The 19,577-nt window shown below is 67.2% G+C and carries 15 protein-coding genes; 9 read left to right on the forward strand and 6 right to left on the reverse strand.

Features of this window, described 5'->3' with window-relative positions:
- Positions 1–291: 291 nt before the first annotated feature.
- The 7 genes from AC5P9P_RS00270 to AC5P9P_RS00300 all read left to right on the forward strand — a co-directional run bounded on the left by AC5P9P_RS00270 (position 292) and on the right by AC5P9P_RS00300 (position 8,884).
- Complete coding sequence (locus AC5P9P_RS00270) at positions 292–2,454, forward strand: S46 family peptidase (RefSeq protein ID WP_005412359.1); 2,163 nt, start codon at positions 292–294, stop codon at positions 2,452–2,454.
- Between the two features lie 191 nt (positions 2,455–2,645).
- Positions 2,646–3,290 (forward strand): histidine phosphatase family protein, encoded by a 645-nt coding sequence (locus AC5P9P_RS00275; protein ID WP_049403843.1) that lies wholly within the window; start codon positions 2,646–2,648, stop codon positions 3,288–3,290.
- 40 nt (positions 3,291–3,330) lie between these two features.
- A complete protein-coding gene (gene folC, locus AC5P9P_RS00280) occupies positions 3,331–4,602 on the forward strand; it encodes a bifunctional tetrahydrofolate synthase/dihydrofolate synthase (RefSeq protein ID WP_049403845.1) in 1,272 nt (423 codons plus the stop codon).
- An 81-nt stretch (positions 4,603–4,683) separates the two neighbouring features.
- Complete coding sequence (locus tag AC5P9P_RS00285) at positions 4,684–5,727, forward strand: SPOR domain-containing protein (RefSeq protein WP_049403846.1); 1,044 nt, start codon at positions 4,684–4,686, stop codon at positions 5,725–5,727.
- A gap of 46 nt (positions 5,728–5,773) precedes the next feature.
- The gene (locus AC5P9P_RS00290; RefSeq protein WP_049403848.1) at positions 5,774–6,553 is read left to right on the forward strand and encodes a CvpA family protein; all 780 of its coding nucleotides are present in this window, start codon (positions 5,774–5,776) and stop codon (positions 6,551–6,553) included.
- Positions 6,554–6,583: 30 nt separating this feature from the next.
- Positions 6,584–8,050 carry an amidophosphoribosyltransferase gene (gene purF, locus AC5P9P_RS00295; protein ID WP_005408246.1) on the forward strand — a complete coding sequence of 489 codons (1,467 nt, stop codon included), beginning with the start codon at positions 6,584–6,586 and terminating at the stop codon, positions 8,048–8,050.
- A 9-nt stretch (positions 8,051–8,059) separates the two neighbouring features.
- Positions 8,060–8,884 carry a ferritin-like domain-containing protein gene (locus tag AC5P9P_RS00300; protein WP_049403849.1) on the forward strand — a complete coding sequence of 275 codons (825 nt, stop codon included), beginning with the start codon at positions 8,060–8,062 and terminating at the stop codon, positions 8,882–8,884.
- 68 nt (positions 8,885–8,952) lie between these two features.
- On the opposite strand, the gene AC5P9P_RS00305 is transcribed toward AC5P9P_RS00300, so the two are convergent.
- A complete protein-coding gene (locus AC5P9P_RS00305) occupies positions 8,953–10,410 on the reverse strand; it encodes a T6SS phospholipase effector Tle1-like catalytic domain-containing protein (RefSeq protein WP_111188646.1) in 1,458 nt (485 codons plus the stop codon).
- Between the two features lie 225 nt (positions 10,411–10,635).
- Between AC5P9P_RS00305 and AC5P9P_RS00310 the strand changes: the two genes are divergently transcribed.
- Complete coding sequence (locus tag AC5P9P_RS00310) at positions 10,636–11,889, forward strand: M12 family metallo-peptidase (protein ID WP_033835456.1); 1,254 nt, start codon at positions 10,636–10,638, stop codon at positions 11,887–11,889.
- 87 nt (positions 11,890–11,976) lie between these two features.
- On the opposite strand, the gene lpxH is transcribed toward AC5P9P_RS00310, so the two are convergent.
- The 4 genes from lpxH to AC5P9P_RS00330 form a co-directional block, all read right to left on the reverse strand.
- The gene (lpxH, locus tag AC5P9P_RS00315; protein ID WP_033835457.1) at positions 11,977–12,723 is read right to left on the reverse strand and encodes a UDP-2,3-diacylglucosamine diphosphatase; all 747 of its coding nucleotides are present in this window, start codon (positions 12,721–12,723) and stop codon (positions 11,977–11,979) included.
- Positions 12,724–12,817: 94 nt separating this feature from the next.
- Entirely contained in the window at positions 12,818–13,357 is a 540-nt protein-coding gene (locus tag AC5P9P_RS00320; protein WP_005408251.1) for a phosphatase PAP2 family protein, read from the reverse strand.
- Positions 13,338–14,483 carry a glycosyltransferase family 4 protein gene (locus AC5P9P_RS00325; RefSeq protein WP_049403851.1) on the reverse strand — a complete coding sequence of 382 codons (1,146 nt, stop codon included), beginning with the start codon at positions 14,481–14,483 and terminating at the stop codon, positions 13,338–13,340. Before AC5P9P_RS00325 ends, AC5P9P_RS00320 begins: the two co-directional genes overlap by 20 nt.
- 142 nt (positions 14,484–14,625) lie before the next feature.
- The gene (locus tag AC5P9P_RS00330) at positions 14,626–17,550 is read right to left on the reverse strand and encodes a TonB-dependent receptor plug domain-containing protein (RefSeq protein WP_111188645.1); all 2,925 of its coding nucleotides are present in this window, start codon (positions 17,548–17,550) and stop codon (positions 14,626–14,628) included.
- A 143-nt stretch (positions 17,551–17,693) separates the two neighbouring features.
- On the opposite strand from AC5P9P_RS00330, the gene AC5P9P_RS00335 reads away from it, so the two are divergent.
- Positions 17,694–17,867 carry a hypothetical protein gene (locus AC5P9P_RS00335; RefSeq protein WP_160314648.1) on the forward strand — a complete coding sequence of 58 codons (174 nt, stop codon included), beginning with the start codon at positions 17,694–17,696 and terminating at the stop codon, positions 17,865–17,867.
- 77 nt (positions 17,868–17,944) lie between these two features.
- Here the strand turns inward: AC5P9P_RS00335 and ppx are convergent, their stop codons facing one another.
- On the reverse strand, positions 17,945–19,471 hold the full coding sequence (gene ppx / locus AC5P9P_RS00340; protein WP_005408255.1) for an exopolyphosphatase: 1,527 nt from the start codon (positions 19,469–19,471) through the stop codon (positions 17,945–17,947).
- Positions 19,472–19,577 lie beyond the last annotated feature (106 nt).

The following is a 19,577-nucleotide window of genomic DNA, read 5'->3' on the forward strand; positions in this document are numbered from 1 at the left end:
CCGGGACACGCAAAAGCCCATCCATGGTGCTCGATGGCGCCTTGCTCGTGCGCGCTGTCCTGCGCACACGGCAAGACCGGGGTTGGGCGTCCTGCCCAACCCGCCAGTCGCATGCGCCCGGCCCATGGCGCCAACGGTCCCGGCCAGGGTGACCACGCCCCCTCTGGACCATTCCATGTGCGCGGCCGACGTGCGCATGGCAGCGCGAGAAGCAGGCCCATGACTTCCGGGGTTCGGGCCGGGGCGGGGCGGCGGGCTACAATCGAGGGTTCCACTACCAGGGGCCGCTCCATGCGCTCGAACCTGCTTGCATTCTCCATCGTCGCCAGCCTCGGGCTGGCCCAGGTCGCCCATGCCGCTGAAGGCATGTGGGTGCCGCAGCAGCTGCCGGAAATCGCCGGCCCGCTGCAGAAGGCCGGCCTGAAGCTGTCCCCGGAACAGCTGTCCAACCTGACCGGCGACCCGATGGGCGCGGTCGTCGCCCTCGGCGGCTGCACCGCCAGCTTCGTCTCGCCGCAGGGCCTGGTGGTCACCAACCACCACTGCGCTTATGGCGCCATCCAGCTGAATTCGACCGCGCAGAAGAACCTGATCAAGGACGGCTTCAACGCGCCGACCCTGAAGGACGAACTGAGCGCTGGCCCGAACGCCCGCGTGTTCGTGCTCGACCAGATCACCGACGTCACCACCCAGGCCAAGGCCGCCATCGCTGCCGCCGGCAACGACCCGCTGGCCCGCAGCCGCGCGCTGGACGCCTTCGACAAGGCCCAGGTCGCCGCCTGTGAAGCCGATGCCGGCTTCCGCTGCCGCCTGTACAGCTTCTCCGGAGGCAACACCTACCGCCTGTTCCGCAACATGGAAATCAAGGACGTGCGCCTGGTCTACGCGCCCCCGGGCAGCGTCGGCAAGTTCGGCGGCGACGTCGACAACTGGATGTGGCCGCGCCACACCGGCGATTTCTCGTTCTACCGCGCCTACGTCGGCAAGGACGGCAAGCCGGCCGCCTTCGCCGCCGACAACGTGCCGTACCAGCCCAAGCACTTCCTGAAGTTCGCCGACCAGCCGCTGGGTGCCGACGACTTCGTGATGGTGGCGGGCTACCCGGGCCGCACCAACCGCTATGCCCTGGCCGGTGAATTCAACGAAACCGCCAGCTTCACCTACCCGACCATCGCCAAGCACTACAACGCCGTGCTGAAGATGATCGCCGACGCCGGCAAGGCCGACGCCGACGTCAAGGTGAAGTACGCCGCCACCGCCGCCAGCATGAACAACGTGGCCAAGAACTACCTGGGCCAGCTGGAAGGCTTCAAGCGCATCGACGCCGCTGGCCAGAAGCAGGCTGAAGAAGCCGCCGTGCTGGCGTGGCTGAAGAAGCAGGGCGCTGCCGGCAAGCCGGCCCTGGCGGCACACGCGCAGCTGCTCAAGCATCTGGATACCAGCAAGTCGACCCGCGAACGCGACCTGTTCGTCGGTCAGTTCAACAACACCTCGGCCGTTGGCGCGGCGATCACCCTGTACCGCCTGTCGATCGAGCGCAGCAAGCCGGATGCCGAACGCGAAGCCGGTTACCAGGAACGCGACCTGACCACCATCGAAGGTGGCCTGAAGCAGATGGACCGCCGCTACGTGGCGAAGATGGACCAGCAGCTGCAGGCCTACTGGCTGGACCAGTACGTGGCCCTGCCGGCCGCACAGCGCGACAACGAAGTGCTGAACAAGTGGCTGGCCGGCAGCGATGCCGCTGCGGTGAAATCGCTGGTGGGCAAGCTGTCGGGCACCGAGCTGGGCAGCCTGGATGCACGCCTGAAATGGTTCAAGGCCGACCGCGCCGCGTTTGAGGCCAGCAACGATCCGGCCATCCAGTACGCCGTGGCCGTCATGCCGGCACTGCTGAAGCAGGAAGAGCAGAAGAAGATCCGCGAAGGCGAATCGCTGACCGCGCGCCCGCTGTACCTGCAGGCCGTGGCCGACTACAAGAAGAGCCAGGGTGAGTTCGTCTACCCGGACGCCAACCTGTCGCTGCGCATCACCTTCGGGAACGTCATGGGCTATGGCAAGGACGGCGTGAAGTACACCCCGTTCACCACCCTGGAAGGCGTGGCGGCGAAGGAAACCGGTGAGGATCCGTTCGATTCGCCGAAGGCGCTGCTCGATGCGGTCAAGGCCAAGCGTTACGGCGGCCTGGAAGACAAGCGCATTGGTTCGGTGCCGGTGAACTTCCTGTCCAACCTGGACATCACCGGTGGCAACTCGGGTTCGCCGGTGCTGGACGCCAACGGCAAGCTGGTCGGCCTGGCCTTCGATGGCAACTGGGAATCGGTCAGCTCCAACTGGGTGTTCGACCCGGTGATGACCCGCATGATCGCCGTCGACAGCCGCTACATGCAGTGGATCATGCAGGAAGTGGCGCCGGCGCCGCAGCTGCTGAAGGAACTGAACCTGGCGAAGTGAGGTAGTGCCGGCCGCTGGCCGGCAACCTCGACCAGACAGCCGGAGTTTCCGAAACCCCGCGACCCACGTCGCGGGGTTTTTTCATGCCCGGCCCGGCCCGGTGCGCCGAACAGGTATCATCCCTGTTCCGCGTACTTCACAGGATGTGAACGAAACGCGGAAACCTCCTCCCCCCAGGACCCCTTGCACGCATGCGCATCCTGCTTGCCCGCCACGGCGAAACGCCGTGGAACGCCGAAGGCCGCTACCAGGGCCAGATCGATATTCCGCTTTCGCCGATCGGTGAAGCCCAGGCCCAGGCACTGGGTGCCCGCCTCGCCTCGGTGGACGTCACCCGTGCCGTCGCCTCGCCGCTGTCGCGCGCGCAGCGCACCGCGCAGCTGGCGCTTGGCGCCGCCCGCGCCGACATGCTGCTGACCGAGCCGGAGCTGCAGGAAATCGCCCACGGTGAATGGGAAGGGTTGCTCGCCAGCGAGATCCACGAGAAGGATCCGTCGCGCCTGCAGGCCTGGCGCGAGGAGCCGGATACGGTGTTGATGCCCGGCGGCGAATCGCTGCGCCTGGTGCTGGAGCGCAGTTGGCGCGGGCTGGCCCGCGCCACCGAAGGCCTCGGCGAGCACGACACTCTGCTGGTGGTTGCGCACGATGCGGTCAACCGCGTGATCCTGTGCAAGGTGCTGGGCCTGCCGCTTTCCCGCCTGTGGACTTTCCGCCAGGCACCGACCACGCTCAACCTGCTCGAAGGCGCCGACCTGGACAGCCTGGAAGTGGTGCGCCTGAACGACTGCGCCCACCACACGCCGTTCTTCGGCGAAGCCAAGCACCGCGCTCTCTGATCCATCCCCCGCATCAACTGCTTCTGCTGGAACCGCTGCCGTGACGAACACCCCGACCACCCTGGCCGACTGGCTGGACTACATTGAACGCCAGCACCCGGCGAGCATCGACATGGGCCTGGAGCGCGTGCGCGCCGTGGCCGCGGCGATGGGCCTGGGCGCGCCGGCCAAGCGCACCATCGTGGTCGGTGGCACCAACGGCAAGGGCTCAACCGTGGCTTTCATCGAAGCCATTGCACGCGCCGCCGGCTGGAAGGTCGGTGCCTACACCTCGCCGCACCTGCTGCGCTACAACGAGCGCGTGCGCATCGACGGCCAGGACGTGGACGATGCCGCGCTGGTCGCCGCGTTCAATACGATCGAAGCCGTGCGTGGCGAGATCACGCTGACCTATTTCGAGTACGGCACGCTGGCCGCGCTGCAGCTGTTCGCCGACGCCGGGCTGGACCTGGCGGTACTGGAAGTGGGCCTGGGCGGCCGCCTCGATGCGGTCAACATCGTCGATGCTGACGTGGCGGTGATCACGACCGTGGACATCGACCATGCCGAGTGGCTGGGCGAGGATCGCGAGGCGATCGGGACCGAGAAGGCCGGCATCATCCGCGGCTGGAAGCCGGTGATCCTGGGCGAGACCGATCCGCCGTCGAGCGTGCTGCGCCGTGCCTACCTGGTTGGCGCCAATGCGATCCGTGGTGGCAGCGACTATTTCTACGAGCCGATCGATGCGCAGCGTTGGCGCTGGCGCGATGTCGGCCTGCGCATGGAACTGCCGACCCCGGCGCTGGCCGGCCCGATCCAGCTGGCCAATGCGGGTGCCGCCATCGCCGCGCTGCGCGCGCTGGACAAGCCGGTGCCGCGTGCGGCGTGGGCCGCCGGTGTCGCAGCGGCGCGCATTTCCGGCCGGCTGCAGGCATTCGAGCGCGATGGCGTGCAGATCCGCGTCGACGTCGGCCACAACCCGCAGGCGGCGGGCCAGCTGGCGCGTGCGCTGAAGGCCGAGGTCTCTGCCGGGCGCACCCTGGCGGTGTACGCCGCGCTGCAGGACAAGGACGCAGCGGGGGTGGTGCAGGCGCTGGAGGACGTAGTGGGCGAGTGGACCCTGGCCGGGCTGGAAGGCCCGCGCGGGCAGAGCGCCGTCCAGCTGCAGGCACGCCTGGCCGGCACCGCCGCCGCCACGGCGCTGCTGGCTGACAGCGTCGAACAGGCACTGGCGCAGGTGCTGGCCCAGGCCGAGCGCGGTGACCGCGTGCTGGTGTTCGGCTCCTTCCATACCGCTGCCGCCGCCCTGCAATGGCTGCAGGGCGATGCCTGATACGCGTTCAGCCAACGCCGACGCCGTCCGGTCCGGCACCCGTATAATCGATGCCAATCTCCGGACAGTTGCCTGCCTCACGTGGATACGCCTCTGAAACAGCGTCTGATTGGTGCCATCGTGCTGGTGGCACTGGCCGTGATTTTCCTGCCGATGCTGGTCAAGGGACCCGCACCGGACAGCGGCGTGGCCAATGTGCCGATCGCCGCGCCGGATGCACCGGCCGATGGCCAGTTCGAAACCCGTGAGCTGCCCCTGGTCGCCCCGGCCGGTGGTGCCACCGGTCTGCAGACCGGGCAGGCCAAGCCGCTGCAGGACGCCGCCACGCCGGCCACTCCGCCGACCGTGGATACCTCGCCGACGGTCGCCGCCGGCAACTATGCGGTTACCTTCGGTGCCTACGGCAGCAAGGCCGACGCCGATGCGGTGATCGCCTACCTGAAGCGCTCGCAGCTGCCGGGCTTCGCCGAAACGGCGACCATCAACGGCCGCCAGGCATGGCGCGTGCGCGTGGGGCCGTACGCCGACCGTGCACAGGCCGAGGCCGCCCGCCTGCAGGCGGTGAAGATCCGTGCCGATGTGAAGGCCGAAGTGATCACCCTGGATGCCGCAGCGGACAGCAGCGCCCCGGTGGCAGCCACCCCGGCACCGGCTACGCCGAGCGCCAGTACCCCATCCGCCGCCACCGCGCCGTCGGCCACCAGCAACCCGGTGCGCAGTGAAAACCTGCCGCCGAGTACGCCGACTGCAACGACCACTCCGGCGGCCAAGCCCGAGCCGCCGAAGCCGGCGCCGAAGCCCGAAACCCCGAAGCCCGAGCCGAAGCCGGAGGCCACTGCCAGCAAGCCGGCAACGGCCCCGGCCACGCCGGCAGCACCAGCCGCCAGCGGCGTCGGCTTTGCCGTGCAGCTGGGCGCGTTCGGCCAGGCCAACGATGCCAACGCCCTGCGCGACAAGGTCCGCGCCGCCGGCTTCAGTGCTTTTGTCGAGCAGGTGCGCACCGAAAAGGGCACCCTGCATCGCGTCCGCGTCGGGCCGGTGGCCAACCGTGGCGATGCCGAGCAGCTGAAGGCGCAGGTTGCCGCCAAGGTCGGCGTGGCCGGCATGGTCCGACCGCACCCATGACCCACGCGCAGCCTCGTTGCCAGCGCCGCCGAAGGAGCGGGGCGCCATGATCGACGTGGTGCTGCTGATCGTGATCGCCGCCTCCACCCTGCTGGGGATGCTGCGCGGCTTCGTGGGAATCGTCATCGGCACCCTGTCGTGGCTGCTGGCCGCGTGGGCGGCCTTCGCCTTCGGCAATGACGCCGCCCATTGGTGGGCCGCCCCGGCGGCCCCCGGTGGCGAACACTTCGTCGGTGGCTACCTGGGGGTCGGCATCGGCGTGATGATCGGGGTTGCGGTGATCGGCATGGTCATCAAGGCTCTGGTCCAGCGCAGCATGCTGACCAGCCTGGACCGCCTGCTGGGCGGGGTGCTGGGCGCCGTGCGGGGCGGCCTGATCGCCGCGATCCTGCTCCTGCTGGGCAGTTTCACCCCGCTGACCGCCGAGCCCTCCTGGCAGCGCTCGGCGGTGCGGCCACTGCTGAACCCCACCGTTGCCTGGATGAACAGCAAGCTGCCGCACTGGGAGGTTCCCGGGGCCGATCTGCTGCCCAAGGCCTTGCCGACCGACGGGCTGTCCCCATCTGCATTGATGGAGTTGGGCAAGAACGCGGGCGCCGGGTTGGGAAAGCCGGGCGCGGCAGGCGATAATGGCATCCTCAACCAGGTAGTGGCAGGCAGCGGATGGCTGCGGCCTGCGAAAGCGGAACAGGGCGATTCCTACGATCCGGCCGAAGTGCGTCCGGACGCCCCAGCACTGCCGGACAGTATCGAGCCGGGCGATCCGGCCAATGTCGACCGCAGGCGCGGCGACCACCGCGGCCAGGTACGGCCACCTTCCTTGTAACTGGGCACAGCCCAGCGGAGACCTCGCACCATGTGTGGCATCGTCGGAATCGTCGGCAACCAGAACGTCGCCGGGCAGTTGTATGACGGCTTGACCGTCCTCCAGCACCGTGGCCAGGACGCGGCGGGCATCGCCACCGCCAACGGCAGCCGCCTGCGCGTGCAGAAGGCCACCGGCCTGGTCCGCGATGTGTTCGATGCCCGCACCATGTCCACCCTGGAAGGCAGCGTCGGCATCGCCCACGTGCGTTACCCGACCGCCGGTTCGGAAGGCATGGACGAGGCGCAGCCGTTCTACGTCAATTCGCCGTACGGCATCGCGCTGGCCCACAACGGCAACCTGATCAATACCGAGGCGCTGCGCCAGCAGGTGTTCGAACAGGACCGCCGCAACGTCAACACCGATTCGGACAGCGAAGTGCTGCTGAACGTGTTCGCCTACGAACTGGAACAGCAGCGCCAGCTCAGCCCGGAAGCGGCCATCCGCGCGGTGGCCGGCGTGCACCGCCGCTGCAAGGGTGGCTATGCAGTGGTCAGCGTGGTGCTGGGCCTGGGCCTGGTCGCCTTCCGCGACCCGCATGGCATCCGTCCGCTGGTGCTGGGCAAGCGCAGCCATGCCGAGGGCGACGAGTACATCGTGGCGTCCGAGTCGGCCGCGCTGGACGTGCTGGGCTTCCAGCGCGTGCGCGATGTGCAGCCGGGCGAAGCGCTGGTGATCACCGCGCGCGGCGAGCTGTTCTCGGAAATCTGCGCCGAGCCGGCCGAGCACACCCCGTGCATCTTCGAATACGTGTATTTCGCACGCCCGGATTCGATGATCGACAACGTGTCGGTGCACAAGGCGCGCATGCGCATGGGCATCAAGCTGGGCGAGAAGATCCTGCGCCTGCGCCCGGACCACGACATCGACACCATCATCCCGATCCCGGATACCTCGCGCGACGCTGCGCTTGAGATCTCCAACGTGCTCGGCGTGAAGTATCGCGAAGGCTTCATCAAGAACCGCTACATCGGCCGTACCTTCATCATGCCGGGGCAGGGCGAACGCGTGAAGTCGGTGCGTCGCAAGCTCAACCCGATCCACCTGGAGTTCCGCAACCGCGTGGTGCTGCTGGTGGACGATTCGATCGTGCGTGGCACCACCAGCCAGCAGATCGTGCAGATGGCCCGTGACGCGGGCGCGCGCAAGGTCTACCTGGCCAGCGCCGCGCCGCCGGTGCGCTACCCGAACATCTACGGCATCGACATGCCGGCGGCCGAGGAACTGGTCGCGCACAACCGCACCGTGGAAGAGATCGAAGCCCACCTGGGCTGCGACTGGCTGATCTACCAGGACCTGGAAGACATGGAAGCGGCAGTGAGCGAGGGCAATCCGGCGCTGCGCAACTTCGATTCGTCCTGCTTCAACGGCCACTACCCGACCGGCATTGAACCGGGCTACTTCGAGCGCATCCAGCAGCTGCGGTCGGACGACGCCAAGCACAAGCGCCGCGCCTGAGGACCAGGCGTGGTTGACGTGCCCGATGTTGCTGGCGACCTGCTGCGCGCAGCGCAGCAGTGCCTGGCCGAAGCCGACCCGCTGCGCAAGGTTGCGCTGACCCAGGCCTACGCCGCTGCGTTCCGTGCCGGCCGCCTGAAGGTGGCTGCCGACGCGCCACCGCCAGAGCCGATCCGCATGCCGGGCCGGCCGGCGCAGCTGGTGCTGGTGCACCCGCGCGAAGTGCCGCGGCGCGGACTGGGCGGTGTGGAAGGACGGGCCGCCTTCATCCACGCCATCGCGCATATCGAACTCAACGCGATCGACCTGGCCTGGGACGCGGTGTACCGCTTCCGCGGCCTGCCGCCGGCGTTCCATGCCGACTGGGTCAGCTGTGCCGACGACGAATCGAGGCACTTCATGCTGCTGCGGGAGCGCCTGCAGGTGCATGGCCACGACTACGCCGACTTCCCTGCGCACAACGGCCTGTGGGAAATGTGCGAAAAGACCGCGCACGATGGCCTGGCACGCATGGCGCTGGTGCCGCGCGTGCTGGAAGCGCGCGGCCTGGACGTGACGCCCGGCATGATCGGGAAACTGCGCAATGTCGGCGATGGCGAGACCGCCGATGTGCTGGAAGTGATCCTGCGCGAGGAAGTGGCACATGTGGCTGCCGGTTCGCGCTGGTACCGCTGGTACTGCGACCGCGCCGGCGTCGAACCGCGTGCACGTTTCAAGGAACTGCTGGTGGAGTACGCCGGCGGCTACCTGCACGGACCGTTCAACATGGAAGCGCGCCTGCTGGCCGGTTTCGACGCGGATGAGCTCGCCAACCTGGTCGAACAGGCCGGTTGAAGAAAAGGGGACGGAGGGGATCAAGTCGTTTGTGCCACAAACGACTTGATCCCCTCCGTCCCCTATTTTCAGGCGTTCGGCAACACCACGCGCTTGCCATCCACCGTCGGCCGGTTGATGTAGAACAGGCCGGGACCCGGCCGGTAGGGCAGTTCGCTGACGCCGGCATCGGCCGCGTAGGTCAGTGCGGTGTCGCCCAGTGCATCGAAGTTCCAGTGCGCCGATTGCATCAGGTAACGCCGGCGCAGCAGCGCCTCCTGTGTCTGCGTCAGCGGCTGTCCGGCCACCAGGCGCCGTGCGATCGGCTGCAGGGCGGACGGCAGCTCCCAGCCAGGAACCTCGGCGGCATTGGCGGTCCATTGCACGCCGGCGTCGATGGCCTGCTGCTGCATCACCTGCAGTGCAATTAGCTGGTAGCGCCAGTCGATGCGCCGACGCAGCACCACCGCGGCGGTCACATACAGCACCGGTGACAACAGCACGCTGCGGCTGCCGGCGCGACGCTGCTGCTGCCACTGGTGCCAGACATCCACCCAGACCTCCTTCTCACCCACGCCCAGCTGCTGGCGCCAGCGTTCGGCATCGGCCTGTGCTTCGGCGTAGGCCGTGGTGGCCTGCAGCAACGCCAGTGGAGGGACCTGGTAGTCGGCAACCGCGGGGCGGCGCAACTGTTGCCGGCGCGGGCGGCTGAGCAGCTTGGGACCTTCTTCCAGCTGGTTGTAGCCACCGCCGATATTCGCGTGTACGCCGGGTAGGGCGATCTCGGCAAACGGCGGTGCCACGCTGGTCAACGGATAGTGCTGTCGATGTTCATCGCGTGCAGTGAGCTGCACGACGCGACCGGCGATGCCGCCGTGCAGGGCCAGCTGCGGCCGCTCATCGGCGCGGCCGCCATTGACTGCAACAACGGTGTCGAACAGTCCGATGAAGCGCAGCGCCGGCGTGGCCGGGGCGAAGTTCGCAGTGCAGGGCAGGCCGGCGGCCTGCAGCAGCTGGCGCCAGCGCACGCCGTCCCAGCCCTGCAGTTGGTTGGCGATGTCACGTGCGGCAGCAGCACCGCGTGAATAACCGAACAGGTCCAGCTGCACGCCATGCAGCGGTCGCTGCCAGCGTGCGGATAGTCCCGACAGTGCGGCCGGAAGCAGCACCTGCAGCGCGCGCTGTACTTTCGCGCGAACGCCACTGGCACCGATGCCGAAGGCCAGCCCGATCAGATCGTCGTCGGCATCATCGCGGGTACCCACGCCTTCGACATAGATCGACAGCGAGGGAGCGGCCATCGCATCACGGCGGCTGTCCGGATACAGCTGCTGCAGGCGCGCGATGTTGGTCAGGCCGTTGTCGTAGCTGCTGGTCAGCCGGCTCTGGTAGGTCGAATCATCGTCCGCGCGCAGCTGCGCCGGTCGAGGCTGCGGAACCTGCGGACGGCCGCGCGCCAGGTTGTGTGCGTTGTTGCGGGTGCCGTCGAAGAACAGGCCGATCCGCAGCAAGCCGACATCTTCGTCCGTGTCATTCGCTGGTGCCATGTGCATTCCCCGTCGTGGCCGCGTCACGGTAGCGCGAAAGCGGTGTATTGGCGAAGTGTAGTGACGCTTTTGACCTTACTTAACGCAGATGCGGTCGATCACAGTTCCTGATTTTCATTCCCATCTTCTATTGAATTCACACGACCCGCGCAGGCCATATGGCCAAACCCGGCAAACCCGGGCGTGCTGCATCAACGCTGTTCACATCATTCAAGGAGCGACACAATGTTGTCCAGATCGATTGGCAAAGCGGCAGGTGGCCTGGTGTTGGGTTTGTCGGTGGCGGCAGCCGCGCATGCGGCACCGTTGTTCGAACCGGTGACGGTCATCAGCCGGGCATCGGCCAACAGCGAGCCTGCACTCGGCAAGCTGCTGGCCACCCCGTCCACGGCGACGGTGCAGGAAGTGCGTGTCGACGCGGCGGCTACGGCGCAGCCGCAGCTGGAATTCGAGCTGCTCGGCAAACGGGTGCAGGCGGTGCGCAGCAAGGTCGAGGCGCTGCCCGATGGTGGCAGCATCTGGTACGGCCAGTTCCGTTCGCCGTCCGACCGGTTGACCGCCGCCACCTCCAGCGGCCAGGACGATCCGGGCAATTCGTTGATCCTGGTACGTTCGGGCGACACCATCACCGGTTCGATCCGCAAGGACGGCAAGCTTTATCGCCTGCGTCCACTGGGTAACCGCCACGTGCTGGTCGAAGTCGACGAATCGAGGATGCCAGCCGATCATCCGGCTGACTACAACCAGCTGCCGAAGATCCCGATGGGCAACAACGACCGCATCGGCATCGCGCAGGCCTCGTCCGGTAGCCCGGCCACCATCCGCGTGCTGGTGGTGGCGACCAATGCAGCGGTAGCGGCTTATGGCGGCAACATGCAGTCGCTGGTGCAGCTGGCGGTGGCCGAATCCAACCAGGGTTATGTCAACAGCAACGTCGGCATCACCATGGAACTGGCCCGCTACGAGACCACCAGTTACACCGAATCGGGCAGCTTCGATACTGATCTCGCGCGCTTCCGCGGCACCAGCGACGGCTACATGGACAGCATCCACACCAGTCGAAACACCTACACGGCGGACGTGGGCGTGCTGCTGATCAACAACACGGCGTACTGCGGCCTGGCGTCGGGGATCGGCTCGACGGCGTCGACGGCGTTCGCTGCGGTGTACTGGGATTGCGCAACCGGCTACTACTCGTTCGCGCACGAGATCGGCCATCTGCAGAGCGCGCGGCATGACATCGCCACCGACTCGAGCACCTCGCCCTACGCCTATGGCCACGGCTATCGCTACGAGCCAGCCACCGGCACCGGATGGCGCACGATCATGGCCTACAACTGCACCCGCAGCTGCCCGCGCCTGAACTACTGGTCGAACCCGAACATCAGCTACAACGGCATCCCGATGGGCAATGCCAGTACCGCCGACAACCAGCGCGTGCTGGTCAATACCAAGGCCACCATCGCGGCCTTCCGCTGAGGCCAGGCGCCGACCAGGCGCGGCGTCTACCCGGGCACGTGCACCTGCCCGGGTAGATGCCAACCTTGGTTGGCACCTTCGGACCCATCATTCGCGCGCGAGCGTATCCAGCGACCAGCCGCCGGCATCCACGCGCAGCACCGATCCCTGCTCGTACCAGTCACCCAGCACGATGCGGGTGCAGGCACGGCCACCGGCCTGCAGCGAATGGATCGCCGGGCGGTGGGTGTGGCCATGGATCATGGTGTCCACGCCATGGCGCGCGAACGTGGCATCGACTTCGGACGGCGCCACGTCGGTGACGGTCTCGAACTGCGCGCGATCACCCTGCTTCATTTCCGACTGGCGGGCCTGGCTGGCTTCGCGCGCCTTCTGCGCGAACGCGATACGCGCTGCCAGCGGCTGTGACAGGAACTGTGCCTGGAACGCCGGGTCACGCGTCTGTGCACGGAACTGCTGGTAGGGAATGTCATCGGTGCACAGCAGGTCACCGTGCTGCAGCAGCACCGGGCGACCGTAGAGGTCGATCACGCATGGGTCGGGCAGGATGCGCAGGCCGGCACGGCGCGCATAGTCTTCACCGAGCAGGAAGTCGCGGTTGCCGCGGATGAAGTACACCGGCACGCCGCTGTCGGAGAGTACCTTCAGTGCATCGGCCACCGCATCGGCGGCAGGCGAGGGCGTGTCGTCGCCGATCCAGGCTTCGAACAGGTCGCCGAGGATGTACAGCGCATCGGCGCCGGGCGCCTGCTCGCGCAGGAAGCGCAGGAACAGGTCGGTGATCTCCGGACGGCTGGGGTCCAGGTGCAGGTCGGAAATGAACAACGTGGTCATGCGGGCATTCTAGGGCATCAACGATGACGGTAGCGCCGCCGGCATCGTGGGGTTCAGATCCCTCTTCGAAGGAAAACGGATCTGACCCAGGGGGCTACACCGGCAACGGCAACCAGGCCAGGCTGGCCGAAGCCAGCCCGATGGCGATGCCGGTGGCGGCCAGCACATCGGACGGGTAGTGCAGGCCGAGTACCACCCGCGACAGCGCCACGCCCGCAGTGAACGGCACCAGCAGTGGCGCCAGCCACGGGTAATAGGCCAGCGCCACGATGGTGAACGACACCGCGTGCAGGGTATGCCCGGAGGGGAAGCTGAACTCGTCCAGCGGTGCCACCCAGGCACGGATGCGCAGGTCGGCGGCATACGGACGCGGGCGCCGGGTCCAGCGCTTGAGGCCCTTGTACAGCAACAGCGCGGCCAGGCCGGTGGCGGCCATGTGCACCGATGCGCGCAGGCCGTCGAAGCCATCAAGCAGCACCAGGGCGCCCATCAGCACATACCAGAACACGCCGTCACCGAGCCGGCTGATGACCGCGAACAGGCGGCGCACGCGGCGGCGGCGGCAGTAGTGGTTGGCCCGCCGGCACAGGCGCGCTTCGCGGTCGGCCAGCAGTTCAAGCCGCGTTGTGCGCATGGCCGGTCCTCCGCGACTGGGCCAGTTCGGCCAGCAGGGCGTCGAATTCCGCCACCACCTGCTGCGGATGCAGGCGCTTCATGGCGCGTGCGGCGTTGCTGCCCAGCATGTGGCGCTGCGCGTCATTCGCGGCCAGTTGCACGGCCGCGTCGATGAACTGCTCGTCGTTGTCCACTGCGGCGCCATTCTCGCCATTGCGCAGGTACTCGCGCGCCGCGCCGTAGTCGAAGGCCACCGTTGCCACGCCGCTGGCCATGCTTTCAAGGGTCACGTTGCCGAAGGTCTCGCTGCGGCTGGGGAACAGGAACAGATCGCCGCTGGCAAAATGACGTGCAAGCGCATCGCCACGCTGGACGCCGCAGAAGATGAAGTCGGGATTTTCATGCGCCAGCTTTTCGCGGGCCGGGCCATCGCCCACCCACACGAAGCGGGCCTTCGGACGGATCTGCTGCAACCGACGGAAGGCCTTCACCGCCAGCCCGAGGTTCTTCTCCGCGGCGATGCGGCCAACGTAGATCGCCACCAGGCCGTTGCCGTCCACGCCCCACTCTTCGCGCAGGGCAGGGTCACGACGGTTCGGATCGAACTGCTGGCTGTCGACCGCGCGCGCCAGCAGGCGTACGCGTTCGAAGCCCTGTTCGCCGAGGAACTGCTGCAGTTCGCGGGTGGGTACCAGGGTTGCATCGGCCTGGTTGTGGAAGCGGCGCATCCAGCGCATCGCGGCGGCCTGTAGCCAGGCCACGCCGTAGTCGGGCAGGTACTCGTCGAAGCGGGTGTGGAAGCCACTGGCCACCGGGATGCCGAGGCGCCGTGCGGTGCGCACCGCCGACCAACCCAGTGGGCCTTCGGTGGCGACATAGACGGCATCCGGGCGTTGCTGCTGCCAATGGCGACCGAGCCGGATCGGTGCCGGCATGCCGAAGCGCAGGCCGGGGTAGCGCGGCAGGGCGGCGCCGGGAACCAACAGGGTGCCCGGTGCGGAGTCCAGCGCTTCGTTGGCCTGGCGGGGCCGGATCAGGTCGATCTCATGGCCGGAATTGCGCAGTCCCTGCTCCAGCCCCTGCACGGTGAGGGCAACGCCGTTCACTTCCGGCGGATAGGTCTCGGTGACGATGGCATAGCGCATGGCGGGCCTCCGGGTTTCCGGCATGCTCGGGCCTGGCGATGTAGCCGATGTGACCGCTTTGCGACCGGCAGATGACGCGGCCGGAAGCGTACGCCACCACGGCCCCGAAGGGCCGTGGTGGGCACCGTGCGTGGTGCGTGGATCAGAAGCGCTGCTGGTATTTCATGTAGATGAAACGGCCGATGTCGAAGCCACCGTAGTAGGAGAAGTTGGCACTCGGCTGGCTGTACATGGCCGGGCCCTGGCGGCCGAACACGTTGTTGGCGCCGATTGAAACGGTGGCGTCCCACGGCAGTCTGTAGCGCGCCTGCACGTCATGGAAGGTGACCGATCCACGACGGTTGTAGTCGCGCGTACCGCTGAACCACGGCGCGCGCTGGTCGGGGTGGGAACACTCGTTCGGATAATCCTCCGCACCCAGGCAGCGTTCCTTGACGGCGGAGAAGTAACGCAGGCCCCAGGTCAGGCCGAGGTTGCCATGCTCCCAGCCCAGCGACGCGTTGGAGCGCACGCGGAAGCCGATGCCGCCATTGCCGGCGATGCCATTGCTGGGGATGGCCGGTACGCCGGCTTCGTTGGTGGTCTTCTCTTCGGCGTTGACCACATAGGTGGACTTCCAGTCGGCGCTCAACCTGCCCCAGCGGGTTTCGACCTTGTGGCCGATCTCCAGGTCGTAGCCTTCTGCGTGGCGGAAGCCGCTGTTGCGGTTGCCGAAGTTGAGTTTGTTGACGATGCCCAGCTCCGGGTCGCGGGTGAAGCTGCTGCAGCGCTCGGCAATACCCAGCTCGTAGCAGTCGCGAAGGATGTCGTTGGGATGGTCGGAGACGATGGTGTTGTCGATGCGGATCTTCCACCAGTCCAGTGCGATGTGAAGCCCTTCGGCGAACGTCGGGCTCCAGACCAGGCCCAGAGTGCGGCTGGTCGAAGTTTCCGGCTGCAGGTCGGGATTGGAGCCGTTGGTGAAGGGCAGGGGCGTCTGCCCACTGCTGCCGGTGATGGGTTCATTGCCCTGGCCGAGCTGGCGGTAGGTGTCGGCGTTGGCGATGTCGGCAGCACATCGCGCGCGGACCTCGGCACTGCTTGCGGCTGCGCCATGGACCGTATCGCAGGGATCGCGGAAGCCGGTGGTGAACGTCTCCGAGCCGCCGCCGTACAGGTTGGCGATGGTCGGCGCACGGAAGCCCTGTGCCCAAGTGCCGCGGACCAGCAGCTGATCGATCGGCTTCCAGGTGAAGCCGAACTTGCTGTTGAGGGTTCCGCCGAAGGTGGAGTAGTCCGAGTACCGTGTCGCCGCGCTGAGGGTCAGTTCGCGGGCACCGGCGAGGTCGCGCAGCACCGGCACGCTCAGTTCCAGGTAGGCCTCGTCGACACGGTAGCCGCCACCGGTGGGGCCTGCCGCGAGGTTGGTGGTGGCACCGGTCTGCGCAAGCGCATCAGGGATGAAGCGGCCGTCCTCGCGGCGGCTCTCGGCCCCAACGGCGAAGGCCAGCTCGCCGGCGGGCAGGCTGGCAAGGCTGCCGCTGAGGTTGGCGAACAGGTTGCGGGTGGTGGTGCGGCCGCGGGTGAGTTCTTCCGGGAACAGCCAGTCCTGTAGCTCCGTGTTGCCGGTCAGGCCATAGGGATCGTCCTGGCCATACGGAACCAGCGGGTTCCAGGGTTTGCAGCCTGCGATCGGCGCATCCGGCGTTCCGCATTCGACCTTGCCGGTTGCCGGGTTGTAGAACGAAGGACCGGTGGCATCGGCCACGCGCTGCTTGTGCAGGTTGCCGGTGGCACGTTGGGTCAGCTCACTGCGGTTGTACTGGTAACCCGCTTCCCAGTCGAAGTCGCGACCGCCGAATTCGAAGTTGCCCTCGAGTGCCGCGACGGCCTGCCAGGTGGTCAGATCGCTGGTGCTGACGCGAGGAATCTCCCAGGTACGACGGTTCCAGTGCACATCGCTGGGCGTGTCGTAGCCGTGATGGCTGCCGAACGGGTTGAACCAGCTGTCGGCCGACATCGGGGTGATGCCGGCTGGGCCGGACTGGAAGGGATAGCCGGCAATCTGGCGCGTGGTGGTGCGCCGGTTGTAGGCCAGCTGGGTGTTGAAACGGACCTGGTCGTTCAGCTCCACGCGCGCATCGACGAAGATCGAATCGCGCTTGATCGGCGTCTGCAGATGCATCTGCTCGTTGCTGTTGCTGACATCACCGGTGAACGGTGTGTTGTCGCTGAGGTGGAAGCTGTCTGGCCCACCTGGCTGGCGGCCACGGTCGAGCGAGTAGCTGCAGCCCCGGCTGTTGCTGCAGCCGGGGCCCTTGAAGCCGGTGATGCGACCCCACTGGCCGACCGTGGTCCAGCCGTCATCCGCGTGGCCGTCGGTATAGGTATAGGCACTGAAGCCGCGGTCCCTGGCCCAGACGCCCTTTTCTTCGACATGCTCGGCAGCAACGCTGATGGAAGCACGGTCATTGGACCAGCCGGCAACCACGTCGTACTGGGTACGGGCACCGTCGCCTTCACTGTATTGGCCGTGATAGACGTTGGCGGTTACACCCTGAACGTTGCGCCGGGTGATGATGTTCACCACGCCGGCCATCGCGTCGGACCCGTAGATGGCCGAGGCACCGTCCTTGAGCACTTCCATGCGTTCCACCGCAGCGGCAGGAATGCTGGAGATGTCCTGAAAACCCGAAGTGGTCATGCCCAGCCGCTTGCCGTTGACCAGCACCAGGGTGCGCTGCGCACCGAGGCCACGCATGTTCACGTAGCTGCCGCCGGCGGCTTCGCCGGCGCTCAACGGGCTGGCGCGGCTCAATGCCGGGCTGCCGGTCGCGGTCAGGTTCTGCAGGATGTCGGCAACGGAGTTGAAGCCCTGTCGCTCGATGTCGGCGCGGCTGACGGTCAGCACCGGCTGTGCGGTTTCCAGGTCGACCTGGCGGATGCGTGAGCCGGTGATTTCGATGCGGTCCAGCGTGGTGGCTTCCGGTGCCTGCTGCGCGAGCGCTGGAACGGCCAGGGTTGTGGTGGCCGTGATTGCAAGCGCACGACGGATCGCCAGCCCCAGTGCGGGAATACGGATGGTCATGGGTGTCTCTCTCTCAGTCTTCGAAGTCTTCGGTGCGCAGCCAAGCGGGCCGCGCCAACGCCACCGCAGGCGGTGGTTGTTCGAACCTAGTGAAGGAGGAGAGGGAGAGGTATGGGGAAAGGACGAAATCGCCATGGAGCGGCATGACGCTTCCGCACAAACCGGAAGTGAATCAATCGATTGATCTGATCGACGGCGGAGCGATGGACGATGCACCCTCGCCCCGACTCTGGACCGAAAGCGTCATGGCAATTGCAGGCAGCGACAACCTGCGCGGAAACAGTAAAGACCATCGCTCCGAAGGGTCGTGGTCGTAGAGCTTCAACAGTTTGTCGAACACGCGCGGAACAGGCCTTTGGCGACGCGTCATGACGTGCCGCCCTGGCCGTAGGGATCAGGCCACGAACGGCCGGAACTGGATGCCCAGCCCGGCGATGCCGTCGGTCTCGCCGATCAGGTCGGCGCGGAGCAGTGGACGCGCATCGATGAAGGCCTGCGGCACGATCAGCGACAGGCGGTTGTCGTCCGCGGTCAATTCCAATGCCGGCAGCGGATCGTCCTCGTGGGCGCGGTTGAGCAGTACCGCCAGGCGCAGCAGGGCGGCCAACCGGCGTGCGGTCAGCAGCAGGCGCTCGGGCAGGGCGTCGAACGCGGTCTTGGTCACGCTGCGGCGATGGCTGCGTACCAGTGCGGCCAGCATCTGCTGCTCCTGCCGCGAGAAGCCGGCGATGTCCGAGTGTTCCAGCACGTAGCTGCCATGCACGTGGTAGCCGCTGTGGGCAATCATCAGGCCCAGCTCGTGCAGGCGCGCGGCCCAGCCGAGCATGCGTGCGTCGTCGGCATCGAGTTTCCAGCGCTCCTGCACCTGCTCCAGCAGCGACAGCGCGGTGTCCTGCACACGGTCGGCCTGTACCGTATCGATGCCGTAGCGCTGGCTGAGCGCGGCCACCGATTCGTCGCGCAGGTCGTTCTCACCGGCACGGCCGACGATGTCGTACAGGATGCCTTCGCGCATCGCCGCCTTGCTGACCAGCAGCTTCTGCAGGCCCAGGGCCTGGAAGGCGGCCTCCAGCACCAGGATGCCGCCGGCGATGATCGGGCGGCGGTCGCTGGACAGGCCCGGCAACTGGATGTCGTCGATCTTCTTGGCCTTCAGCAGCTCGTCGCGCAGCTGGGGCAGGGCCTCAGCGGTGATCGCGCCCTTGCTCAGCTTCATCGTCGCGCAGATCTCGCTGATTGCCTTGTGCGTGCCCGAAGATCCGAGCGCTTCCTGCCAGCCCAGTGCGCGGTACTTGCTGGCAAAGGGCTGGAACTCGCGGCCGATCTCGGCCAGCGCGTCCTTCCAGCGCTTCTTGCTCAGCTTGCCGCCGGGGAAGAAGCGGCGGGTGCTGGCGATGCAGCCGGCCTGCAGGCTTTCACGCTCCAGGGTCTGCATGCCCATGCCGATGATGAATTCGGTGGAGCCGCCGCCGATGTCGATGACCAGCCGGCGCTGGCCGGGCTTGGGCGGTTGCGCGTGGGCCACGCCGAGGTAGATCAGGCGCGCTTCTTCGCGGCCACTGACCACTTCGATGGCATGCCCCAGCGCGGTTTCGGCCGGGACCAGGAACGACTGCGGCGAGCGCAGCTGGCGTACGGTGTTGGTGGCCAGCGCGCGTACCCGGTGCGGCGGCACATTGCGGATGCGCTGGCCGAAGCGGGCCAGGCATTCCAGCGCGCGCTGCCGTGCGGCGGAAGAGAGCCCACCTTTGCCATCCAGGCCATCGGCCATGCGCACGGTTTCGCGCAGGCGGTCGATCACCCGCAGCTGGCCGAGCGTGTAGCGCGCGATGACCATGTGGAAACTATTGGAGCCAAGGTCGATGGCGGCCAGCAGGTCGCCATCCTGCAATGCGGGCGGAGTCGTAGTGGTATGCGGCATGGGCGAATGTTAGCCGAAGGGACGGTGTGCTCGTCACCGCGCGGCCTTCACATTTTGGAAGAGGGGAGTGCGGCAGGGCTGCGCCCTGCACCCGCAGAGGCAACGT

The sequence above is a fragment of the Stenotrophomonas sp. YJH_SMC_14-1 genome (genome assembly GCF_059372275.1).